Source organism: Flavobacterium sp. (assembly GCF_027483985.1).
In the GTDB taxonomy this organism is placed as follows: domain Bacteria; phylum Bacteroidota; class Bacteroidia; order Flavobacteriales; family Flavobacteriaceae; genus Flavobacterium.
The window spans coordinates 75,503-95,704 of the sequence record NZ_JAIXTJ010000020.1; the positions used below are offsets into that span (position 1 = coordinate 75,503).

Sequence of the window (20,202 nt, forward strand, 5' to 3'; positions counted from 1 at the left end):
AAATATACATTGAAGTCGTTTAAACTTTTTTCAATTGGCTGTAAAATTGTATTTTTATTCCATATTTAAACTTTTTTTAATTCCGTAGCACAACTATGCAATGAAAAAAAGTTTAAATCTGAAACAAAAACCCTAATTTTTCGCTTCAATCAAAAAAGTATAAATGACTTAAAATTCTTAATTCATCTCTAAACTATGGCTAAAAAAAGCACAATTCAAGTAGAAAAAGTAAACGAACACATAGTTAGTTGGTTAAAAACTTATGCTGATAACGCAAAAGTTAATGGTTTTGTTGTGGGAATTTCTGGCGGCGTTGATTCTGCTGTAACTTCAACGCTATGCGCACAAACAGGATTAACAACCTTTTGTATTGAAATGCCAATACATCAAGCTCCAAATCAAGTTAGTAGAGGACGCGAACATATAGAACAACTTATGGATCGTTTTCCAAATGTAAAAAGAGCTGAAGCAGATTTAACGCCAGTTTATGACACCTTTAAAACACAAATGCCATTAAGTGATAATGAAGCAAAATACCATTTAGCTTTAGCAAATACAAGAGCGCGTTTGAGAATGACTACTTTATATTATTTTGCAGGCATTCACGGCTTATTAGTTGCAGGAACAGGAAATAAAGTAGAAGATTTTGGTGTTGGATTTTATACTAAATATGGCGATGGCGGCGTTGATTTGAGTCCGATAGCTGATTTAATGAAAAGTGATGTTTATGAACTTGGTTCTTACTTAAAAATTCCAGAATCTATTCAAAACGCGGCTCCAACAGATGGTTTGTTTGGTGACAATAGAACTGACGAACAACAACTTGGTGCAAGTTATGATGAATTAGAATGGGCAATGCTCGAAAAAGCGGGTGAAAATGCACCCTCAGAATATACTGATAGAAAAAAAGAAGTTTTAGAAATCTATACTAGGTTAAATTTCGTAAATAGTCACAAGATGAATCCGATACCGGTATGCGAAATCCCAAAAATGTATAAATAATTAATTAACATTGATAATCAATTATTTGCATTTTTTTATTAATTTTACAAATAAGTTTAATATTTAGACCCTAAAATTTTGAATTATGATAAATGTATGTCTTGCCGATAATTACCCTGTAGTACATTATGGAGTTAAATCATATTTTAAAGACCATCCTGAGATCAGTGTGGTTTCTAATGTAGGCAGTTTTTTTATGGTTCCAGATGCTTTGAGAAATAAAGAGATAAATGTTTTAGTTATCGATCTTGAGCTTGACGGACTAAAAAGTATTTATGAATTAAAAGCCATTATAAAAAATTTTCCAAATACTAAAGTTCTTGTATTTACTAGTTTGAATGAGCAAATTTATGCGCCTAATGCTATCAAAGCCGGAGTTGCAGGATTCGTTCACAAATCATCGAAACTTGAAACTCTTGGAACAACAATTATAAGAGTACATCAAGGAATCATTATGCTAAGTGATAGTATTAAACGAAATCTTGCCTTAATTGCTAAACAAAATAAAAGCGAACGCCTATACAGAAAATTATCTAATAGAGAAATTGAAGTACTACGTTATTTATGTGACGGAAAGAAAAACAATGAAATCTCAAAAGTTTTAGGACTAAACGAAAAAACAATTTCAACTTACAAATTAAGACTTTTACAGAAATTAAATGTTACTAATTTAGTGGACTTGGTTAATAAAGCTAAAACCCTCGATATTGTGTAATATAATACATCAGATTTTAGAAATAGTAAAAAAGCTCAAATTTCGCTATGAAGTTTGAGCTTTTTAACTGGATAATAAGTAATTAACTCACTCTAAAACAACCCTTTTCCAAGCTTTATCTTCTCCATCTTGCAATTCAAAAAGATAGATTCCAGATTGTAGATCAGCTAAATTAATTTCATTTTCTTCTTTTTTACCATCAAGAGTAATTGTTTTAACTAAACTACCTGAGTGAGTATAAATACTAATTTTCTCTAAAGTAGTTTTAGTCTTTACAATAAAAGTGCCAGTTGAAGGATTTGGATAAATACTTGAGGATTTCAACGAAAAGTCTTCATTAGACAAAACAAATCTATTTAATGCAGCCGTACCATGTGGATTGGCGCCGTGATACCCAAATGTTGTATTTTCACCAACTGCAAATATGATTTGAATTCCAGATGAATTATTGGTAAATGTGTAATCACCGGCAGAAACCAATGTTCTGGTAGCCACAACAGTTCTTGTTCCCGACGAAACATTATCTGAAAGAATTGTCCAACTTTGGCTCGTATCAGGTGTAGGTGGATTATGTCCGCCATTTGTTTTAAAGTCTCTCTCAGAAGAATCACTCCATATAAACATGTCAATTACTGAATTCATATTATTACCGCCAAAACCAACACCTAGCCATCTATCACTAGGTCCTTTTAAAGTTAAGGTAACCGTGGTTGGATCCGTGTCAATTTGTATTGTCCTGTTAACAGCACCTAAACTTCTTTCGCCAGTTGAAAATTGTCCAAATAATGTGGTTACAAACAAAAAGGCTAAAATGTTAAAAATTTTATTTTTCATTTTAATATTATTTTAATTATTCAAATATAAGGATTTTTTAAACTTACATTTTATTTAAATTATTTTTAAAAATTTATGGAATTAAATTATAGCCAAAAACATGGCTTAAAAAACATTGAGTAAAGGATGAAAATTCCAAAAAAAATTCCAAATTCCAATAGCTAGTTCACTGGAATTTGGAATTTTTATTTTTGGTATTTTCTAGTTATGCCTAGAAATTACTCTTCCTAATTTTTTGGAGAACATATTGGTCAATCCTAAATAATCAACTACCATCGATAGCGTTTCGGAATTATCAACTTCTGTTTCTTGTGTGATTGACGTTTTTAATTCGTCTATAATCTTATTTACTAAAAACCATCTTAAAGTTAGTATAGTTTCTGAAACGTATTGGCTTATGGTTTTGTCTTTGGCTTTTACGAAGATATTTTTAGCTTCCCAATTGTGTAAGGCTTCACGCTCATCATTCATAAGAATCGACGTTACTTCTTGAGACAATTCTGGTGGTAATTGTGATAAATACTTTTCTAATTCAAAAGTTTCATTTTGATTGAAATAAGTAATCAAATCATCATAAATACTTTTAAACAACGGATTGGCTAATTCCGTTTCGTCTTCTTGCAAGCTTAAAAAAATGCGTTGGTAAACTTTGTATTTATTCATTTCTTTCACCTCAACCATTTCGCCATTCTCATTTGCTTTAAGCAAAATATCTTCAAAATCATCCTCTACATTTCCGTAGATTAAGAGAATTTCTATGATTTTGTGTTCTAATTCGTATTGGATATCAATATTGGCTGCAAGAACTGGATTCTCATTTTTTACAACTTCAAAAGCGGTTTGTTCTTCTTTGTGTTTTTTACTGAGTTCTGAAATATCTTTCTTGACTAGTTGAGCCAAAGTATTGAAAAGTACATCTTCAGAAATATCCATAATTCTAGAAACCTCTTGAATATAAATTTCTCTTTTTATTCGGTCGGGAATTTTAGAAATACTTGCTACCATATCACGAATCAGTTCAGCCTTCTTGATGGGATCATTCTTGGCGTCTTTCATCAACAACGATGCTTTGAATTGGATAAAATCCATTGCATTATCCTCAAAATATTGAATCAATTCTGGCAAAGGCGTTTTCTTAGCAAAACTATCAGGATCATCACCATCGGGAAATGTGCAAACTTTTACATTCATTCCTTCTTCAAGAATCAAATCGATTCCGCGAATAGACGCACGTAAACCTGCCGCATCGCCATCAAAAAGAACAGTAACATTCTTAGTCAAACGATTAATCAAACGAATTTGATCAGGTGTTAAAGCTGTTCCTGACGAAGCTACTACATTTTCAATTCCGGCTTGATGCATTTGAATTACATCAGTATAACCTTCAACTAAGTAGCAATTATCATTTTTGGCAATGGCTTGTTTGGCGTGAAAAATTCCGTACAGAACTTTACTCTTGTGGTACAAATCACTTTCTGGTGAATTAAGATACTTTGCAGCCTTTTTATCATTGGTTAAAATTCGGCCACCGAATCCTAAAACTCTTCCGCTCATCGACTGAATTGGAAACATCACACGACCTTTAAATCGATCAAACTGTTTGTCTTCACCTACAATTGTCAATCCGGTTTTTTCTAGAAATTCTAATTTATACCCTTTTCCGAGCGCTTCTTTTGTTAAAGCGTCCCATTGATTAGGTGAATATCCTAAATTAAATTTCTTGATGGTTTCATTAGTAAAACCTCGTTCTTTAAAATAAGAAAGTGCAATGGCTTTTCCCTCTTCGGAATTGAGCAACATTTCTTGAAAATATTTAGATGCGAATTCTGAAACAAGAAACAAACTTTCTTTTTCATTGGCTATAACTTTCTCTTCGTCTGACAGTTCGGTTTCTTCGACTTCAATATTGTATTTTTTAGCTAAAAACCGAATAGCTTCAGGATAGGTAAATTGAGAATGCTCCATCAAAAAAGCAATGGCATTTCCGCCTTTACCAGACGAAAAATCTTTCCAAATTCCTTTTACAGGCGAAACCATAAAGGAAGGCGAGCGTTCATCCGAGAAAGGCGACAAACCTTTGAAGTTACTTCCGGCGCGTTTCAGTTGTACGAAATCGCCAATAACTTCCTCAACACGAGCAGCTTCGTAAACTTTATCTATGGTTTCTTTGGTTATCAATTTTGGATTTTTAGATTTTTAGATTTTTTATAAAATCATAAAATTTGTATTGTGTAAAAATACATATTTTTTTATACAAAAGAGACGCGATAAATCGCGCCTCTACAATTAATAACTAACCCAACAACTATTTAATTAAAATCGAATCGTATTCCTAATGAAACATTGTTTTGCTTTACAACATTGTCTTGAAATATTGGATTCAAATCATATTTGATGTACAAACTTGTTTCTTTATAACCAATGTAGGCACTTAAACCATAAATAAAATTGCTTGCATTGAAATCACCTTTAGCTTTCTCGTCATATTCTATATCATCAATTTCATATTCGATTTTTTGTTTAGACTTGATTCTGATTCCGGCATAACCTCCAACTCCTAAACGAAAACTATTGTGCGTTTTAAAATAAGTCTTACCATCTTTTTCTTTTTTCTTTGTAAAATCAAATTCTAAATGAATAGGTGCTACTAAATAGACATTTCTAAATCTAGAGTTTTTCAAATTAATTGCGCTAGTTTGCAGCTGCGTTTGATTTCCATTCACGGCAAAAACTCTGTTTTCAGTTGGTCTTAAATCGTTGTACATTAAGGATGCGCCATATTTTAAATGTAATAAATTATCATTTTTAAATAATCTTGAATTGTAAGACAAACCCCATTCGTAAAAACGTGAACCTGCAAATCTAAAATCAGAATTCTCAACTGAACCATCTGTAACTACATTGTTTAAACCAAGCGCAAAAACAAATTGTGAAGTTGTTCTTTTCTCAGAACGATTGGCAATTGAATCGCGGTATTTTTGATATTTTTCGCCATTCTTACCATTCGATTTACTAAAAACAAAACCAAATTTATTTGGCTGGTATTCTTCTTCTATTTTTCCGTCTACTTTTTGCTGAACTAAATCCTTTAATTCTTCTTGAGCAACAGCAACTCTATTTTCAATAATTGTCGCTCTAGCTTGCGCTAGCTCTTGTTTTTTGGCATCGGCTTGTTCTTTAGTAATCGAACCGTTTTCTAATTGAACGTTCACAGCTTCCACCTCTGCTTTTAGGGTTTCTTTCTCCTCTTTTGTAATCTTTTCAATCTTGTCTGCAATAGCTTTGGCTTTGCTTTCAAAAGTTGTTTGTGCTACCATTTTGCTCGCAAAAAGGCATAGTAATAGTGCTAAGTAAATTGTAAAATTTCTCATGATGATTTAATTTAAATGATGATTGAACTTAATTTTTTGCAATACCGATTTAAGAAATTTAAAAAATCTTAAAAATTGCTTTTGTAATTGTGATGTTTAATATTCTTGATTCCTGTTGGCAAGTGCCACTTTTACTTCTTGGTAATTTTTACTGATTTTGGATATAACTTTCTGTCTGAATGTTTGTTCTAATTCTCCGTCGACTTGAGATAACAAACTGTTGGCGTTTACTTTAACTTTTGAAATCGCTTCTTTTTTAGGGTTTTTCTCCATTGAAGCTACTACTTCATCAACATTGACCACTTTTTTAGGTTGTTCTACCTTTTCTTGAAAACTAATTTTTGGCATCTCTTTCTGAGCGATGACTTCAGTAAGTTGATACTCGATTTCTTTTTCTTTGTTGATGATTGATTTTTGATTTGTTTTTTGTTTGATTGAATTGAAACTCTTAGATGATTGTTGATTGTTAATTGTTGATTGTTGATTGTTGATTGTTACTGCAACTTGCTCTTCTTGCTGACTTACTGTTTCGTTTATGAAATTTTGTTTTGTGATTACTGAATCTTTTTGTTCGTTGTTGTTTTTAATTTCTTTTGTAACTACAGTATTAGTACCGTTTGAGATTTCCTCTTTTTGATTTATAAAAAACAAACCTAGCGACATAAAAACCAAGATACTTGCGGCAATCCCAATATTTTTAACTGTGAAAAAAGGAAAACGCTTTGTTTTTTTCTCTTCCGCTACGGAAAGCATCGCGTCTAATCGATCCCAAGCCATTTCTGTAGGTTGGATTTCTCGAGCATTTAACTTTTCTCTTATTTGATTTTCTATATTATTCTGTGCCATTGGTGTAATTTTTTAAATTGCTGATGTTGTTTTGCAACATTTTTCTAGCGTGTGATAATTGCGATTTTGATGTTCCTTCATTAATTCCGAGCATTGCTGCAATTTCTTGATGTTTATAACCTTCAATCGCATAAAGGTTGAACACCATTTTATAACCGTCAGGTAAATTGTCTATCAAAAACTGAATGTCTTCAACAGAAAACTGACTTTCGATATTATTGAAACTTTCTTCAAAATAATTCTCGTCTTCAATGAACTTAACTTTTTTTTGAACTCTTATAAAGGAAATACATTCATTTATCATTATTCTTCTTATCCAACCTTCAAAACTTCCTTCGTGTTTAAAATTTTTTAAATTGGTGAAGACTTTCATAAAAGCTGTAATCATTATGTCTTCAGCTTGATGAACATCTTTAATATATTGTCTGCAAACACTTAACATTTTTGGAGAAAATTTAGAATAAATCTGATGTTGTGCATGACGATTGTTCTCGACAGCCAATTCGATTACTTCTCTTTCTTCTTGATGTAAGTTGATTACTTTCATTACTCAGTGTTCAAAATTCAGTTTTTAGTTTTCAGTCAATCGCATTAAAAACAGTCTTCTATTAGCATAGACGATTGTAGTTGTAAAATGGTTGCATACTAATGTGAAAATAATTAAAAATATTTTTATTTAATTGAATTACAACAGTTTAAATTGAAATTATTTTTTGAGATTCCTACGGAATGACAAATTGTGTACAACTGAGAACTGAACACTGAAACTACTTCTTTCTTTCAATAACGTAGTTTACCATCAAGATCAAGCTATCTTTATAAATAGAATTAGGAAAATCTTGAATCAAAGCCAGAGCTTCTTGTTGGAATTGGGCCATTTTTTGTTCGGCGTAAGAAAGTCCGTTTTTGTTTTTAACAAACTGGATTACTTCTTTAACGCGCTTTTTATCTTTATTGTGGTTTTTTATAGAATTGATGCACCAGCTTTTTTCCTTATCAGAACAATTGTTTAAAGCATAAATTAATGGTAAAGTCATTTTTTGTTCTTTGATGTCAATTCCAGTAGGTTTTCCGATGGCTTCATCAGTATAATCGAATAAGTCGTCTTTTATTTGAAAAGCCATTCCGATAAGTTCACCAAACTTTCGCATTTTTTCGACAATAATTTCATCGTCTGAAACTGATTTTGCTCCAAGTGCACAACAAGCAGCAATAAGTGTAGCTGTTTTTTGACGGATGATTTCGTAGTAGATATCTTCTGTAATATCTAATCGTCTTGCTTTTTCAATTTGAAGTAATTCGCCTTCACTCATTTCTCTTACCGCAACCGAAATTATTCGCAATAAATCGAAATCTCCATAATCTATAGAAAGTAATAAACCTTTAGATAGTAAATAATCACCAACAAGAACGGCGATTTTATTTTTCCAAAGAGCATTTATCGAGAAAAAACCTCTTCTTCTATTACTATCATCAACGACATCATCGTGAACTAAAGTTGCGGTGTGAATCAATTCAATTACACACGCACCGCGATAAGTGCGTTCATCAACACTTCCGCCTGAAATCATTTTGGCAGTTAAGAAAACAAACATTGGTCGCATTTGTTTTCCTTTTCTGTTAACAATATAGTACGTGATTCTGTTTAACAACGCTACTTTAGACGACATTGATTCATAGAACTTTTTTTCGAAAAGCTCCATTTCTTCAAGAATAGGTTGTTTTATTTGTGAAGTAATATTCATTGGTTTCAAAGGTAGTTAAATTGAAAATACCTCACAAAAGATGTCGCTAAGCTTATAAAAAAATTATGATTTGTTAGCCAATTGCCCGCAAGCTGCATCAATGTCTTTACCACGACTTCTTCTTACTTTTGCAACAATATTATATTTCGACAATTCTGATATATATAAATTAATGGCTTCGTCTGAGGCTTGTTGGAACTCGCCATCATCAATTGGATTGTATTCGATAAGATTTACTTTACACGGAACATATTTGCAAAATTTAACTAAGGCATCAACAGCTTCTTTAGTATCGTTTATTCCTTTCCAAACTACATATTCGTAGGTGATTTTACTTTTTGTTTTTCGGTACCAATATTCTAAAGATTCTCTCAAGTCAGCCAAAGGAAAGTTCTTACTAAATGGCATAATTCGAGCACGAACTTCATCAATTGCTGAATGTAAAGAAACTGCCAACTTAAATTTCACTTCGTCATCAGCCATTTTTTTAATCATTTTTGGAATTCCTGAGGTTGAAACCGTAATTCTTTTTGGTGACATTCCTAAACCTTCGTCTGAGGTAATCATATCAATAGCCTTGATAACATTATTATAGTTCATCAAAGGTTCACCCATTCCCATAAAAACAATATTAGAAAGCGGATGATTATGATATAATTTACTTTCTCTATCAATGGCAATCACTTGATCATATATTTCACCTGGCTCGAGATTTCGCATTCTTTTTAAACGAGCTGTGGCGCAAAAATTGCAATCTAAACTACAACCCACTTGCGATGAAACACAAGCCGTAGTTCTAGTATTTGTCGGAATTAATACCGATTCTACAATTAAACCATCGTGAAGTCTCACGGCATTTTTAACCGTTCCGTCTTCACTGCGTTGCATAGTATCGACTTCGATGTGATTGATAACAAAATTAGTTTCTAGAATAGACCTCGTTTCTTTTGAAATATTAGTCATATCTTCAAACGAATGCGCGCCTTTACTCCACAACCACTCGTGTACTTGATTGCCGCGAAAAGCTTTATCGCCGTTGGCTACAAAAAAATCACGGATTTGTTCTTTGGTTAAACTTCTTATGTCTTTTTTCTCAATCATAGTGCAAAGGTAAAACAATTTGTTGATTTGGTTATTTGTCTGTAGTAATTTGTAATTTTGTAAAAAAATGAAAATGAAAAATTTGCATTTATTGTTAATATTACTTTCCTTCACAAATAGTTTCAGTCAAAATGATTCCATTAAAAAATATACCAACCTCGAAGATTTTGGTGGAAACAAATATAAATTAGAAGGAAATTGGAAAGAAGTATATGACGGTAAATATGAAAATTTCATTACTCATTGCCCAATATTAAGAGACAATAAGAATAACATACTTGAGTTTGCAAAATGGGATTCTAGCAAATTATCTTTGCAAAATGGTAATAATTTGACAGAAATTAATTTATCCTTAATTAATTATTTGAATGAAAAAAAAATTGAAATTTTAGGATTAGAGAGTGGTCCGAAAAAAAATTATTTTATCTACAAATTAAATTTGAATTCAAAAATAAAACAAAATGAAAAAGTGATTTTATATAATTTGATAGGTGTAAAAGGAAAGTATGTTTATTCCATAGTCTATTATAGTTATGAAAATAAACTTGAAAATTCATCAATTTTTTTAGCTGACACTTTTAACAATAATTAAACAAAAAATGCATTTCATATCTGAAGAATTAGAAAATTACGTAGAGCAACATTCACAAAATGAGCCTGAATTGTTGGTCCAACTTTTTAAAGAAACCCACCAAAAAATATTACAACCAAGAATGTTGAGTGGTCATTTTCAAGGTCGAGTTTTAAGTATGTTGTCTAAAATTATAAATCCAGAAAACATTTTAGAAATCGGAACTTACACAGGTTATGCAGCATTATGCTTAGCAGAAGGAATGCAGAAAAATGGCTCTTTAGATACTATAGACGTAAAAGAAGAATTAGTGCCAATTCAACAAAAATACTTTGATCTATCGCCGTGGAAAGACCAAATTACTGCACATCTAGGAGATGCTTTAGAAATAATTCCTACTCTGAGCAAGAAATATGATTTGGTTTTTATTGATGCTGACAAAGAAAACTACATCAATTATTTTAATATGGTTGTTCCGATGATGAATAAAGGCGGCATCATTCTATCGGATAATGTACTTTGGAGTGGAAAAGTTCTCGAAGAATTGAATCCGAAAGATTTGAGTACAAAAATACTTTTAGAGTACAATCAAATGGTTAATACTGATTCAAGAGTAGAAACGGTTTTGTTGCCTATTCGTGATGGATTAACAGTATCGCGAGTACTTTAATCTTTAAGAATATATTTCTGATAAAGTTTATAAAAAATAAATCCGAAAGTAGCTCCAAAAGCATATCCTGTTAAAATATCTGATGGAAAATGTAGTCCGAGATAAATTCTACTGAATGCAAATACTAATGGAAACAAAAATAATAGAAAGGTATACTTGTAATATCTTCTAATTATTAAAAATACAAAAACGGTGGTAGCCATTGAATTTGTCGCGTGACCCGAAAAGAAACTATAAGAATCACTTGGTTTGACTCTTCTAATAATATCTTTTATATCTAAGTCGTTACACGGACGCAAACGCTGAAAATGATTCTTAAAAAAATTGGATGTTTGATCACTTATTAAAATCAATACTGCGATAAAAACCAGTGCGATAAAAAAGTTCTTCCAGCCTATTTTCTTTGCTAACAAATAAAAAACTAGCAAAAAATAAGGCGTCCAGTAGACTTGTTTTGTTATTATTAACCAAAATCCATCAAACGATTCGGAACCCAATCCGTTTAAGAAAACCAGTAAATCTTTGTCTATCGCAATGATTTTTTCGAGCATTACCTTTGTCTTTTTATTGGTCCAGTAAGACTTTCAAAATCTTCTTTAATTTCATTGATGCCTGAAGTAGCATCTGTTAAAGCATTAGATGTAAAGTCTGGTGGAGCAACCGAAACACTGTTTTTTACCTTATCAACTTCCTCTGTGAAAGAAGAAGTAACTTGTTGTATTGAAGAATTTATTTCTTGTACATCGGCACTTTTTTGAATCTCAGTTTTAATTTCATTAGTAGCATGCTTTAAATTAGCCATAACTTTACCAAAAGTCCTTGCTGCTTCGGGAATTTTATCGGTTCCGAAAAGCATAAGAGCAATGAAAATAATGAAAATTAATTCGCCTCCACCTATTCCAAACATATTCTTTATTGTTAATTGATTTGCAAAGTTACAAAGTTCTTAATCAAATTTAGATTTAACCTCAACTTTAGGCCAATTATTATTAGTAGTGTCGATATCGGCAGTTTCTAATTTTGGATCTAGAACAATTTTAGTAATAGCTTTTTGCGTAGCAAATGTTCTGCTAACTTCTTTATCATTCATTCTCCAAATTTGAGCTGGGAATTTTTGAATTTCAGTTGTTCCGTCTTCAAAAGTTAACTCAACGATTATTGGCATTACTAATCCACCTGGTTTATCAAAAGTAACTTGATAAAAGTATTTTGGATCTTTAAGTTTAGCTTTTTCTTCTGCTGAAAAAGTTTTATTTACATATTCATCAAGCGCTTGATAATCCTTAATTTGAAAAGGCTTATTCATTTCAGGTTTAAAATCTTCGCTTCCATCAGCAACCATATAAACCATTGGTCCAGCATTAGAATTTCTACGACGTCTTTTTTTCATGAACTCTTCTACTTCTTTCGTTGGTTCATTACTTACAAAGAACTTCTTAACCTCTTTTACTCCAATATCATTATAATCAGTTGTGTAAAACCATCCTCTCCAAAACCAATCTAAATCAAATGCTGAAGCATCTTCCATTGTTCTAAAGAAATCTTCAGGAGTTGGATGTTTAAACTTCCATCTATTTGCATAGGTTTTGAAAGCATAATCAAACAATTCTCTTCCCATAATAGTTTCACGAAGAATATTTAATCCTGCAGCTGGTTTTCCGTAGGCATTATTTCCAAACTGACGAATACTTTCTGAATTTGACATAATAGGTTCAAGCCCTTTTTGATCGCCACTCATGTAAGGAACGATGTTTTTAGCTGGACCTCTATCAGCAGGGAAATTTGGATCCCATTCCATCAAAGCCATATATTCCATAAATGAATTCAAACCTTCATCCATCCAAGTCCATTGACGCTCATCAGAATTTACAATCATTGGAAAATAATTATGTCCAACTTCGTGCACGATTACACTAATCATTCCGTTTTTAACTCTATCAGTATATTTTCCATCTGCATCAGGTCGACCCCAATTCCAACAAATCATTGGATATTCCATTCCTTGATCTTGTGCGTGTACAGAAACCGCTTTTGGATAAGGATAATCAAACGTGTGACTTGAATAACTTTTAAGTGTATGTGCCACTGCTCTAGTAGAATATTCACCCCAAAGCGGATTTCCCTCTTTAGGATAAACAGAAACTGCCATCGCTGTTTTATCATTTAATTTTACAGCCATTGCATCATAGATGAACTTTCTAGATGTTGCAATTCCGAAATCACGAACATTTTCTGCTTTAAATTTCCATGTTTTTTTCTTGTCAGAAAAACCTTTTTCTGCAGCTTCAGCCTCTTGTTGTGTTACTACAACAACTGGTTTATCAAACGTTTTTTCAGCCAAAGCTAATCTTGAAAGCTGTGCTGGAGTAAACACTTCTTGTCTGTTCAATAAAGTACCAGTTGCTTCCATAATATGATCTGCTGGAACCGTAATGTTTACTTCAAAGTTTCCGAACGGCAAAGTGAATTCACCTGAACCCCAAAATTGTTGATTTTGCCAACCTTCAACATCATTATAAACCGCCATCCTAGGATAAAACTGCGCTAAAATGTATAAATTATTGCCATCTTTATCAAAGTGCTCATATCCTGAACGACCACCATCTAATAAATAATTATTGATGTTGTACCACCATTTAATAGAAAAAGTTATCTTTTCTTTATACTTTAAAACTTTTGGCAATTCAATACGCATCATCGTTTGGTTAATAGAATATTGCATTGGCTTACCAGCAGCATCTTTAACGTGTTCAATATTGAAACCTCCGTCAAATTTTTCTTCTAAATATTTTCTTGAAAAACCTTGTACACCCATTGCTGGCTCGGTTTTTTCACCATTTACAAGTGGTGACAGTGATTTTCTTGCTTGTTGGTTTTGATCTAATTGCAACCAAAGGTAATCTAAAGATTCTTTAGCATTATTAGTATAAGTAATAGTTTCTTCACCATATAATTTGGTGTTTTTGTCATCTAGCTCCACATTGATTTTGTAATCGGCTTGTTGCTGATAATACTCTGGACCTGGAGCGCCAGAAGCTGTTCTGTACATATTTGGTGTTGCCAACAAATCATACATTTGCTTGAATTTATCAGGATTTCTCTCTGTAGATGGTGCTGGTTTTGGTGCTTCTTGTGCAAAGTTAGCGATAGAAAACAAAAGTAAACCGAACTTTAATATAGCTGAACTATTTTTCATACATAAAATAATTTTAAGCCATAAAAGTAGTTTTTTTTGATTGAATTAACAGCTATAGAAATTATTTTAACATTCCTTTAAAATTCTCTGAGGTTAATAACAAACTTTGCTTTTGCCCATTGAAGTTGGCTTGAATGATATTTTGCTGTTCATCATTAAGTTCCATTAATGCATTATTTTCAATTGCTATTGACGATATTTTAGCAACATCTTTAATGCTAAAATAACAAATCACAACATTAGCATCAACCTCTTTACTCACGAGATTAATTGGTTTTGAAACACCATTTACTTTAACTATAAATTTTTCTGCAAAGTATTTTTTCAATAAATTTTCATCTTCAACCGTTTCATCTTTAGATGCTATAAATGTTCTTTTTTTAAATTTTCGCTCCAAAGCATCATTCAAATCATCTATGAATAATCGGCTTGTGATTTGAATCATCTTCTTTTTTGGAGCATAATTTACTTGATAAATCGACACATAAAATTTATGAACTGCCATCGATGACAACCCAATAAACATCACCAAAAATAACGTTGTTCTGAATGCTTTTACCATACGTCAAAAGTACAATTATTATCGTTTTATTTGTTTAAATTCGTTACTTTTAGCAATAACATATTCCATTAAAGCTAAGGCGTTACTAGTTTCCAGTAGTTTTTTATCATTAATTTCTTCAGAAAAACAAAAATCTACAAACAAAGCTTTATCGCTTTTTGAAATTTTCAACGTTTCTTCAAAAAATTGTTCAGAAAATCTTTTGGTTAATTCCGTTTGAAATTCCGCCAAATCGGCTTTATGTGTTACATATTTCTTTTTCGGATTTCCTCCAAATAATTTAGCCAATGCAGTACCTATTTTTACAAAATCTACTTTTGCTGCATTACTGGAACTTGGCATAAACATATTTTCAACTCTAGCTTTTACTCCAGTTATTTCAATGGTAGACCAATCTATTGGTGGTAATTCAACCTTAAAAGCTGGTTTTACCTTTATCCTTTTAGCATCATAAGTCAAGTCGCCTGAAAGCTTATATGGACCAATTTTAACCTCATCTAATTGATTTATTTTTTGTGATATTTCAATTTTAAAAATCATCTCTTCAAAATCAGATGCTTTTAACTTTACCAATTTAGTTTCAAAAGCTACGCCTGAAATCATAATTACATCGTCTTCTTTTGCAAAAATGGTAAATTGCCCAATATCATTTGTAATTGTGACTGTTTCTGCTGTGATATTAGTAACTGTAGCTCGTTCTACTTGAACCGAGTCGGAAACTACAATGGCTCTTAAAATTTTGACTCTTTCGTTTTGTGAAAAAGAATTAAATGAAAATAAAAACAATAATACTAGAAGTAATTTATTTCTCATAAGCATAAAAAAAATCAAGGTTTTGGAGCAATCAGTTCTTTGTAAGTCACGGCTAACTCATTCATTAAAAAAGTCGCCATTGTTTTATTTTTGGCTTTTAATGCTTCAGCAAATTTAGCATCTTCAACAATATAATATTGAAAACCTTTGACAAAATTTTCAGGAATCTTGAGTGTTTCTATAAAATATTTTTCATCATAAAGATTTTCTATTTTAGTCAACATCAGTTCTTTTTTCTCCACTTCAACTTCCTTTTTTAACATTGTTGTTCTTCCAGAAATCCAGTTTAAAACCGGATCAAGACCAACTGAGGTATTGGTTCCTATTTGAGCATCATAATTAGATGCCGCTTTCAATTTCCGTTCGGCTGGAGTATAATGTTTTGTTTTTGATGAAATGATACCCAATGAAACAGCGTTTATGTTTTTGTACTCGTTGATTTTAACCTCATCTAACATTCTAATTAAGGTTTCCATCTTAACAAATAGGAGTTCGTTGTTAAAATCCGATTCTTTCAATGCAATTTTCACACTCTTAAATTGAACAGCCGTGAAAACCAACGTATCGCCGATAGTAGCATCAATTGAAAAATAACCTCCTCTTTCACTCAAAACCGATTTATCAGATTTTAGATTTATGATATAGATGTTTTCTAAATCATTACTATCGGCGGTGACTTTACCATTAATTTTTTTTGATACAGCTAATTGTTGTGCCAAAGCAAATTGTGTAATTATTAAAAAGAAGAAAAGTATTTTTATTTTTTGCAAAATTGAAATTATCAGTAAAACATTGGGTAAAAGTATCTTAAAGTCCTCCAAAAAATTAGCCAATGCAATTGTAAATTTTTGTTAATTATTAATTTGTAAATTTGATAAAATTTTAGTGCAACTACCCAATAAAACAAATCTTAGTTTAAAAAATATAAAAATGAAAAACCTCATAATTGCAAGTACATCAACACTTCACGGTGGAGCATATTTAGAATATTTACTACCAACTCTTAAAAATCATTTTGGAAATTGCGAAACCATCTTGTTCATTCCTTTTGCGCGACCTGGCGGAATGTCACATGATGAATATACAGAAAGAGTTGCAGTCGCTTTCTCGAAAATAAATAAAAAAATCATTGGATTACACACGTTTGAAAACCCAATTGAAGCCATAAAAAATGCTGACGGAATTTTCACTGGCGGAGGAAATACGTTCTTACTAGTATCGCAATTATACGAACATAAGGTAATGGATGTTTTATCAGAAGTTATTACGACTGGAACTCCTTATTTAGGCACAAGCGCAGGAAGTAATATTACTGGAATTTCAATGCAAACCACCAATGATATGCCGATTATTTATCCGCCAAGTTTTAAAACCTTAAGTGCTATTCCATTCAATTTAAACCCACATTATCTCGACCCCGATTTGCAGAGCAAGCATATGGGAGAAACTCGTGAAACAAGAATTAAAGAATTTCACGCATTTAATACTACTCCAGTTTTAGGATTGCGAGAAGGAAGTTGGCTTGAAGTAAAAGGTGAAAAAATAATTTTGAAAGGCGAACTTACTGCAAGGTTATTTAGACAAAACCAATTACCAGAAGAAATTAGTCCTGAAACCGATTTGCAGTTTTTAGGAAAATAAAATTCATAAAAAAAACCTCTAAAATACTTAGAGGTTTTTTTAAGAGCGGAAGACGAGGCTCGAACTCGCGACAACCAGCTTGGAAGGCTGGAGCTCTACCAACTGAGCTACTTCCGCATTATCTCACATACTAGATTAATTATCTCGTTTTGTGAGGTGCAAATATATAGCATTTGTTTGTTTTGATGCAAATTTTTTTTCAAAAATTTTTACGTAGAAAAAATTTTACAAATCAAATGCGTTCTAAAAGTTTTATTATTAATTTGTTATCTTTTAATTTGCATTGAAATATTTTATGATAGAAATAAAAAAAATTAGCACAATTGACACTTTTAGCGTGCGTCATCCTGTTTTGAGAAGTGGCAAACCAGTAGAAAGTTGTCAATTTGAAGGAGACAATCTTGAAACCACTATTCATTTTGGATTATTTGTTGACAAAAACTTAATAGGCGTTGTGTCGGTTTTTAGAAAAAATAATAGTATATTTAATGTTGAAAATCAGTTTCAAATTAGAGGAATGGCTATTTTGCAAAATCATCAAAAAAAAGGATTTGGTGAAATGCTTTTGAAACATTCCGAAGAATACATAAAAAAAGAACTCGGCGAATTGATATGGTTTAATGCACGTGAGAACGCCGTTGCATTCTATGAAAAATTAAAATACATCAAAGTTGGAAATCCATTTATTATAGCCGATATTGGTTTCCATTATATAATGAAAAAAGAAATTGGCTAATGCCTATGAATAAATTTTACGTTTTTATTATACTTGTTTCACTATCTGGTTGCAAAAGATCTAATCCCAACGATTCTTTTTCGAATGCCTCGTTTATTGACATCTCATTTTTTAATAGAGATAAAATCAAAATAGATTCAATGTTGATTAATGCCTCAAAAGACGAAGATTTCAAGTCATTTTACAAAAAGTATAATTATGAAGTAGCTTGGACAAACAAAGAGCACAGAGATTTTTTAATCAATGAAATAGGTGTTGCTACAAATGAAGGACTAGAATCTAAAGACTACAATCATCAAATTCTAAAATCATTTGAATTAAAATATGAAGAACTTCCAGATTCTACCATTGTAAAATATGACTTGCTTCTTACCTCAAGTGCGCAATTGTATGTAAATCATATTAGCAAAGGAAAACTCAATCCCAAAAAACTCTATAAAGATTGGGATTTGAAAGAGAAAAAAGTAAACGTCAATGAAATACTTTTTGATTGCATAGACAACAATAATTTTGATCAAGCCATTGAAAATTGCAAACCAAGTCATATTATCTATAAAAAACTTAAAAATTGTCTAGCGTTGTTAAAACAATTTCCTGAAGAAACTACTTATAATTTGATTGATTTAAAAGAACGAATAATTCCAAATAAAAAAAACAAATACATTCCTATCATTAAAAAAAGGCTGATGTATTGGGGCGATATGATAGAAAAAGACACTATTTTATCAACATTATACGACAAAAAAACCCAAGATGCAGTTAAGATTTTTCAAACGAGACATGGTTTGAGACCAGATGCTGTAATTGGAAGAAGTACTATTGACGCATTAAATTATTCAAGAAACCAAAGAATTGAACAAGTTGTTGTAAATATGGAACGATGGAGATGGTTTGCTAACGATTTTGGAAATCACTACCTTCTTATTAACATACCTGATTATAGTATTGTTGCCGTAAAAGAAAAAGATACTACACAAATTCAAAAAATAGTTGTAGGCAAAGAAACAAGACCAACACCAATATTAGAATCCAAAATATCAAATATAAATTTAAATCCTAATTGGACTGTTCCTCCAACAATTCTAAAAGAGGATATTTATCCCGAAGCCGAAAAAGATAGAGGTGTTTTTAGAAAAAAAGGATTGAAAATATTTGATAGAAAAAATAATGAAATTAATCCGCATACCTGGAAAAAAGAGGATGCTAACAAATATAAATATGTTCAAGATCCGGGAAGAAACAATTCGTTGGGTTCAATGAAAATTAATTTTCCAAATAAATATTCAGTATATCTTCACGATACCAACCATCGCGATTATTTTGCATTTTCTTATCGCTCGTTGAGTTCTGGATGCGTGCGTTTAGAAAAACCATTAGAAATGGCAAGCTACATTATTAACGACACCACAAAATGGTCTTACAAAAGAATAAAAGATACTACAGATATTAAGTATTATTACAAATTGCAGAAAGCTAAACAAAAGCAGCTTGACAAATTAAATGCCAAACTACTAGCAAAAAATCCGAATTATATAATTGAAAAGAAACCGCAACCTAAACCCGAGTTAAAAACAATCGTAGTAAAAATTAATGAAGACATCTACATTCATCAATTATATTGGACTGCTTGGGAAAACAATGGTGTTTTAAATTTTAGAGAAGATATTTATTGTTTAGATGCTAACTTATATAGCAAACTACGATATTAATTTAGCTTTATTCACAATACCTCTTGATGGATGATAAATAAATAAGCAAGACTTTCCTTTTATTGTATTAATGATTTTTTTACTTAATTCCACTGGAACTGCAGGACAACCTTGACTTCTTCCTAATCTATGATGTGCTTTTATGAATTTTTTTGAGACATAATCGGCACCGTGAAGAACAACTGCTCTTTTTCTTGCATTATCATTTACTCCTTTTTCTAAACCATCTAGTTTTAAAGATATTCCGTGTTTGCCCTGATATACTTCACCGGTACTAAAAAAACCTAAACTACTCTTGTAGGATTCATTTTTGTTAGAAAAATTTACGGCATAATCAGTACCCGAATTTTTTCCGTGAGCTACAAAAGTATTTAAAAGTATTTCATTAGTTTTCATATCAATGATCCAAAGTCTTTTTTCTCTTGAACTTAAACTAAAATCTATTATGGTAATAATGTCTTTTTTTAATACACCTTTTTCTTTTAAAAGTTGATATCCTTTAAAAGCATTTGAAAAACTTTCTAATTTAGGCATTTTAAAACGATTTGGTTCTAAAGAATTATAAACCACATTCATCATTTTCGCAGTGTTGACCTTTGCTACACTACGAGTTATTTTAGCTTCTTTTTTGGGAGAAAAAAAAGACATAACCACGAGAAGTGACGCCGATAGAATTGCAATTAATTTCAT

21 protein-coding genes and 1 tRNA gene are annotated in these 20,202 nt (G+C 31.4%); 7 read left to right on the forward strand and 15 right to left on the reverse strand.

Going from position 1 to position 20,202, the window contains the following annotated elements; genetic code table 11:
* Positions 1 to 195: 195 nt before the first annotated feature.
* Positions 196 to 1,002, forward strand: coding sequence for an NAD(+) synthase (gene nadE, locus Q0050_RS04230; protein WP_298392763.1), 807 nt, complete (start codon positions 196 to 198; stop codon positions 1,000 to 1,002).
* Positions 1,003 to 1,087: 85 nt separating this feature from the next.
* Complete coding sequence (locus tag Q0050_RS04235) at positions 1,088 to 1,717, forward strand: response regulator transcription factor (RefSeq protein WP_298392764.1); 630 nt, start codon at positions 1,088 to 1,090, stop codon at positions 1,715 to 1,717.
* Between the two features lie 87 nt (positions 1,718 to 1,804).
* Here the strand turns inward: Q0050_RS04235 and Q0050_RS04240 are convergent, their stop codons facing one another.
* The 7 genes from Q0050_RS04240 to rlmN form a co-directional block, all read right to left on the reverse strand.
* A complete protein-coding gene (locus tag Q0050_RS04240) occupies positions 1,805 to 2,551 on the reverse strand; it encodes a T9SS type A sorting domain-containing protein (protein WP_298392765.1) in 747 nt (248 codons plus the stop codon).
* 201 nt (positions 2,552 to 2,752) lie between these two features.
* Positions 2,753 to 4,729: a DNA primase gene (gene dnaG, locus Q0050_RS04245; RefSeq protein WP_298392766.1), complete on the reverse strand. Its 1,977-nt coding sequence runs from the start codon at positions 4,727 to 4,729 to the stop codon at positions 2,753 to 2,755.
* A gap of 131 nt (positions 4,730 to 4,860) precedes the next feature.
* Complete coding sequence (locus tag Q0050_RS04250) at positions 4,861 to 5,922, reverse strand: OmpH family outer membrane protein (RefSeq protein ID WP_298392767.1); 1,062 nt, start codon at positions 5,920 to 5,922, stop codon at positions 4,861 to 4,863.
* Between the two features lie 96 nt (positions 5,923 to 6,018).
* Positions 6,019 to 6,768, reverse strand: coding sequence for a hypothetical protein (locus Q0050_RS04255; protein WP_298392768.1), 750 nt, complete (start codon positions 6,766 to 6,768; stop codon positions 6,019 to 6,021).
* The gene (locus Q0050_RS04260) at positions 6,755 to 7,315 is read right to left on the reverse strand and encodes an RNA polymerase sigma factor (RefSeq protein ID WP_298392769.1); all 561 of its coding nucleotides are present in this window, start codon (positions 7,313 to 7,315) and stop codon (positions 6,755 to 6,757) included. The genes Q0050_RS04255 and Q0050_RS04260 overlap by 14 nt, the downstream gene beginning before the upstream one ends.
* Positions 7,316 to 7,535: 220 nt before the next feature.
* Positions 7,536 to 8,513: a polyprenyl synthetase family protein gene (locus Q0050_RS04265; RefSeq protein ID WP_298392770.1), complete on the reverse strand. Its 978-nt coding sequence runs from the start codon at positions 8,511 to 8,513 to the stop codon at positions 7,536 to 7,538.
* A 63-nt stretch (positions 8,514 to 8,576) separates the two neighbouring features.
* Positions 8,577 to 9,614: a 23S rRNA (adenine(2503)-C(2))-methyltransferase RlmN gene (gene rlmN, locus Q0050_RS04270; protein ID WP_298392771.1), complete on the reverse strand. Its 1,038-nt coding sequence runs from the start codon at positions 9,612 to 9,614 to the stop codon at positions 8,577 to 8,579.
* Positions 9,615 to 9,681: 67 nt separating this feature from the next.
* On the opposite strand from rlmN, the gene Q0050_RS04275 reads away from it, so the two are divergent.
* Both Q0050_RS04275 and Q0050_RS04280 read left to right on the forward strand, forming a co-directional pair.
* The gene (locus tag Q0050_RS04275) at positions 9,682 to 10,206 is read left to right on the forward strand and encodes a hypothetical protein (RefSeq protein ID WP_298392772.1); all 525 of its coding nucleotides are present in this window, start codon (positions 9,682 to 9,684) and stop codon (positions 10,204 to 10,206) included.
* A gap of 7 nt (positions 10,207 to 10,213) precedes the next feature.
* On the forward strand, positions 10,214 to 10,855 hold the full coding sequence (locus Q0050_RS04280) for an O-methyltransferase (protein WP_298392773.1): 642 nt from the start codon (positions 10,214 to 10,216) through the stop codon (positions 10,853 to 10,855).
* Here the strand turns inward: Q0050_RS04280 and Q0050_RS04285 are convergent.
* The 6 genes from Q0050_RS04285 to Q0050_RS04310 form a co-directional block, all read right to left on the reverse strand.
* On the reverse strand, positions 10,852 to 11,406 hold the full coding sequence (locus Q0050_RS04285) for a phosphatase PAP2 family protein (protein WP_298392774.1): 555 nt from the start codon (positions 11,404 to 11,406) through the stop codon (positions 10,852 to 10,854). The genes Q0050_RS04280 and Q0050_RS04285 overlap by 4 nt on opposite strands.
* The gene (locus Q0050_RS04290) at positions 11,406 to 11,762 is read right to left on the reverse strand and encodes a twin-arginine translocase TatA/TatE family subunit (protein ID WP_298392775.1); all 357 of its coding nucleotides are present in this window, start codon (positions 11,760 to 11,762) and stop codon (positions 11,406 to 11,408) included. Before Q0050_RS04290 ends, Q0050_RS04285 begins: the two co-directional genes overlap by 1 nt.
* 39 nt (positions 11,763 to 11,801) lie before the next feature.
* A complete protein-coding gene (locus Q0050_RS04295) occupies positions 11,802 to 14,051 on the reverse strand; it encodes a M1 family metallopeptidase (protein ID WP_298392776.1) in 2,250 nt (749 codons plus the stop codon).
* A 61-nt stretch (positions 14,052 to 14,112) separates the two neighbouring features.
* On the reverse strand, positions 14,113 to 14,613 hold the full coding sequence (locus Q0050_RS04300) for a DUF6702 family protein (RefSeq protein WP_298392777.1): 501 nt from the start codon (positions 14,611 to 14,613) through the stop codon (positions 14,113 to 14,115).
* Positions 14,614 to 14,631: 18 nt separating this feature from the next.
* Positions 14,632 to 15,426, reverse strand: coding sequence for a hypothetical protein (locus tag Q0050_RS04305; protein WP_298392778.1), 795 nt, complete (start codon positions 15,424 to 15,426; stop codon positions 14,632 to 14,634).
* 14 nt (positions 15,427 to 15,440) lie between these two features.
* Positions 15,441 to 16,196 (reverse strand): hypothetical protein, encoded by a 756-nt coding sequence (locus tag Q0050_RS04310; protein ID WP_298392779.1) that lies wholly within the window; start codon positions 16,194 to 16,196, stop codon positions 15,441 to 15,443.
* A 160-nt stretch (positions 16,197 to 16,356) separates the two neighbouring features.
* Between Q0050_RS04310 and pepE the strand changes: the two genes are divergently transcribed.
* On the forward strand, positions 16,357 to 17,067 hold the full coding sequence (gene pepE, locus Q0050_RS04315) for a dipeptidase PepE (protein WP_298392780.1): 711 nt from the start codon (positions 16,357 to 16,359) through the stop codon (positions 17,065 to 17,067).
* 44 nt (positions 17,068 to 17,111) lie between these two features.
* On the opposite strand, the gene Q0050_RS04320 is transcribed toward pepE, so the two are convergent.
* Positions 17,112 to 17,184 (reverse strand) — tRNA-Gly (locus Q0050_RS04320).
* A gap of 178 nt (positions 17,185 to 17,362) precedes the next feature.
* On the opposite strand from Q0050_RS04320, the gene Q0050_RS04325 reads away from it, so the two are divergent.
* Positions 17,363 to 17,803 (forward strand): GNAT family N-acetyltransferase, encoded by a 441-nt coding sequence (locus tag Q0050_RS04325; RefSeq protein WP_298392781.1) that lies wholly within the window; start codon positions 17,363 to 17,365, stop codon positions 17,801 to 17,803.
* Positions 17,804 to 17,808: 5 nt separating this feature from the next.
* Complete coding sequence (locus tag Q0050_RS04330) at positions 17,809 to 19,512, forward strand: L,D-transpeptidase family protein (protein ID WP_298392782.1); 1,704 nt, start codon at positions 17,809 to 17,811, stop codon at positions 19,510 to 19,512.
* Here the strand turns inward: Q0050_RS04330 and Q0050_RS04335 are convergent.
* Positions 19,501 to 20,202 carry a murein L,D-transpeptidase catalytic domain family protein gene (locus Q0050_RS04335; RefSeq protein ID WP_298392783.1) on the reverse strand — a complete coding sequence of 234 codons (702 nt, stop codon included), beginning with the start codon at positions 20,200 to 20,202 and terminating at the stop codon, positions 19,501 to 19,503. The genes Q0050_RS04330 and Q0050_RS04335 overlap by 12 nt on opposite strands.

Excerpts from the sequence above, each read along its gene's own strand:
- nadE (WP_298392763.1), top strand. The coding sequence starts at position 196 with ATGGCTAAAAAAAGCACAATTCAAGTAGAAAAAGTAAACGAACACATA.
- Q0050_RS04235 (WP_298392764.1), top strand. The coding sequence starts at position 1,088 with ATGATAAATGTATGTCTTGCCGATAATTACCCTGTAGTACATTATGGA.
- Q0050_RS04240 (WP_298392765.1), bottom strand. The coding sequence starts at position 2,551 with ATGAAAAATAAAATTTTTAACATTTTAGCCTTTTTGTTTGTAACCACA.
- Q0050_RS04250 (WP_298392767.1), bottom strand. The coding sequence starts at position 5,922 with ATGAGAAATTTTACAATTTACTTAGCACTATTACTATGCCTTTTTGCG.
- Q0050_RS04255 (WP_298392768.1), bottom strand. The coding sequence starts at position 6,768 with ATGGCACAGAATAATATAGAAAATCAAATAAGAGAAAAGTTAAATGCT.
- Q0050_RS04260 (WP_298392769.1), bottom strand. The coding sequence starts at position 7,315 with ATGAAAGTAATCAACTTACATCAAGAAGAAAGAGAAGTAATCGAATTG.
- Q0050_RS04265 (WP_298392770.1), bottom strand. The coding sequence starts at position 8,513 with ATGAATATTACTTCACAAATAAAACAACCTATTCTTGAAGAAATGGAG.
- rlmN (WP_298392771.1), bottom strand. The coding sequence starts at position 9,614 with ATGATTGAGAAAAAAGACATAAGAAGTTTAACCAAAGAACAAATCCGT.
- Q0050_RS04275 (WP_298392772.1), top strand. The coding sequence starts at position 9,682 with ATGAAAATGAAAAATTTGCATTTATTGTTAATATTACTTTCCTTCACA.
- Q0050_RS04280 (WP_298392773.1), top strand. The coding sequence starts at position 10,214 with ATGCATTTCATATCTGAAGAATTAGAAAATTACGTAGAGCAACATTCA.
- Q0050_RS04285 (WP_298392774.1), bottom strand. The coding sequence starts at position 11,406 with ATGCTCGAAAAAATCATTGCGATAGACAAAGATTTACTGGTTTTCTTA.
- Q0050_RS04290 (WP_298392775.1), bottom strand. The coding sequence starts at position 11,762 with ATGTTTGGAATAGGTGGAGGCGAATTAATTTTCATTATTTTCATTGCT.
- Q0050_RS04295 (WP_298392776.1), bottom strand. The coding sequence starts at position 14,051 with ATGAAAAATAGTTCAGCTATATTAAAGTTCGGTTTACTTTTGTTTTCT.
- Q0050_RS04300 (WP_298392777.1), bottom strand. The coding sequence starts at position 14,613 with ATGGTAAAAGCATTCAGAACAACGTTATTTTTGGTGATGTTTATTGGG.
- Q0050_RS04305 (WP_298392778.1), bottom strand. The coding sequence starts at position 15,426 with ATGAGAAATAAATTACTTCTAGTATTATTGTTTTTATTTTCATTTAAT.
- pepE (WP_298392780.1), top strand. The coding sequence starts at position 16,357 with ATGAAAAACCTCATAATTGCAAGTACATCAACACTTCACGGTGGAGCA.
- Q0050_RS04325 (WP_298392781.1), top strand. The coding sequence starts at position 17,363 with ATGATAGAAATAAAAAAAATTAGCACAATTGACACTTTTAGCGTGCGT.
- Q0050_RS04330 (WP_298392782.1), top strand. The coding sequence starts at position 17,809 with ATGAATAAATTTTACGTTTTTATTATACTTGTTTCACTATCTGGTTGC.
- Q0050_RS04335 (WP_298392783.1), bottom strand. The coding sequence starts at position 20,202 with ATGAAATTAATTGCAATTCTATCGGCGTCACTTCTCGTGGTTATGTCT.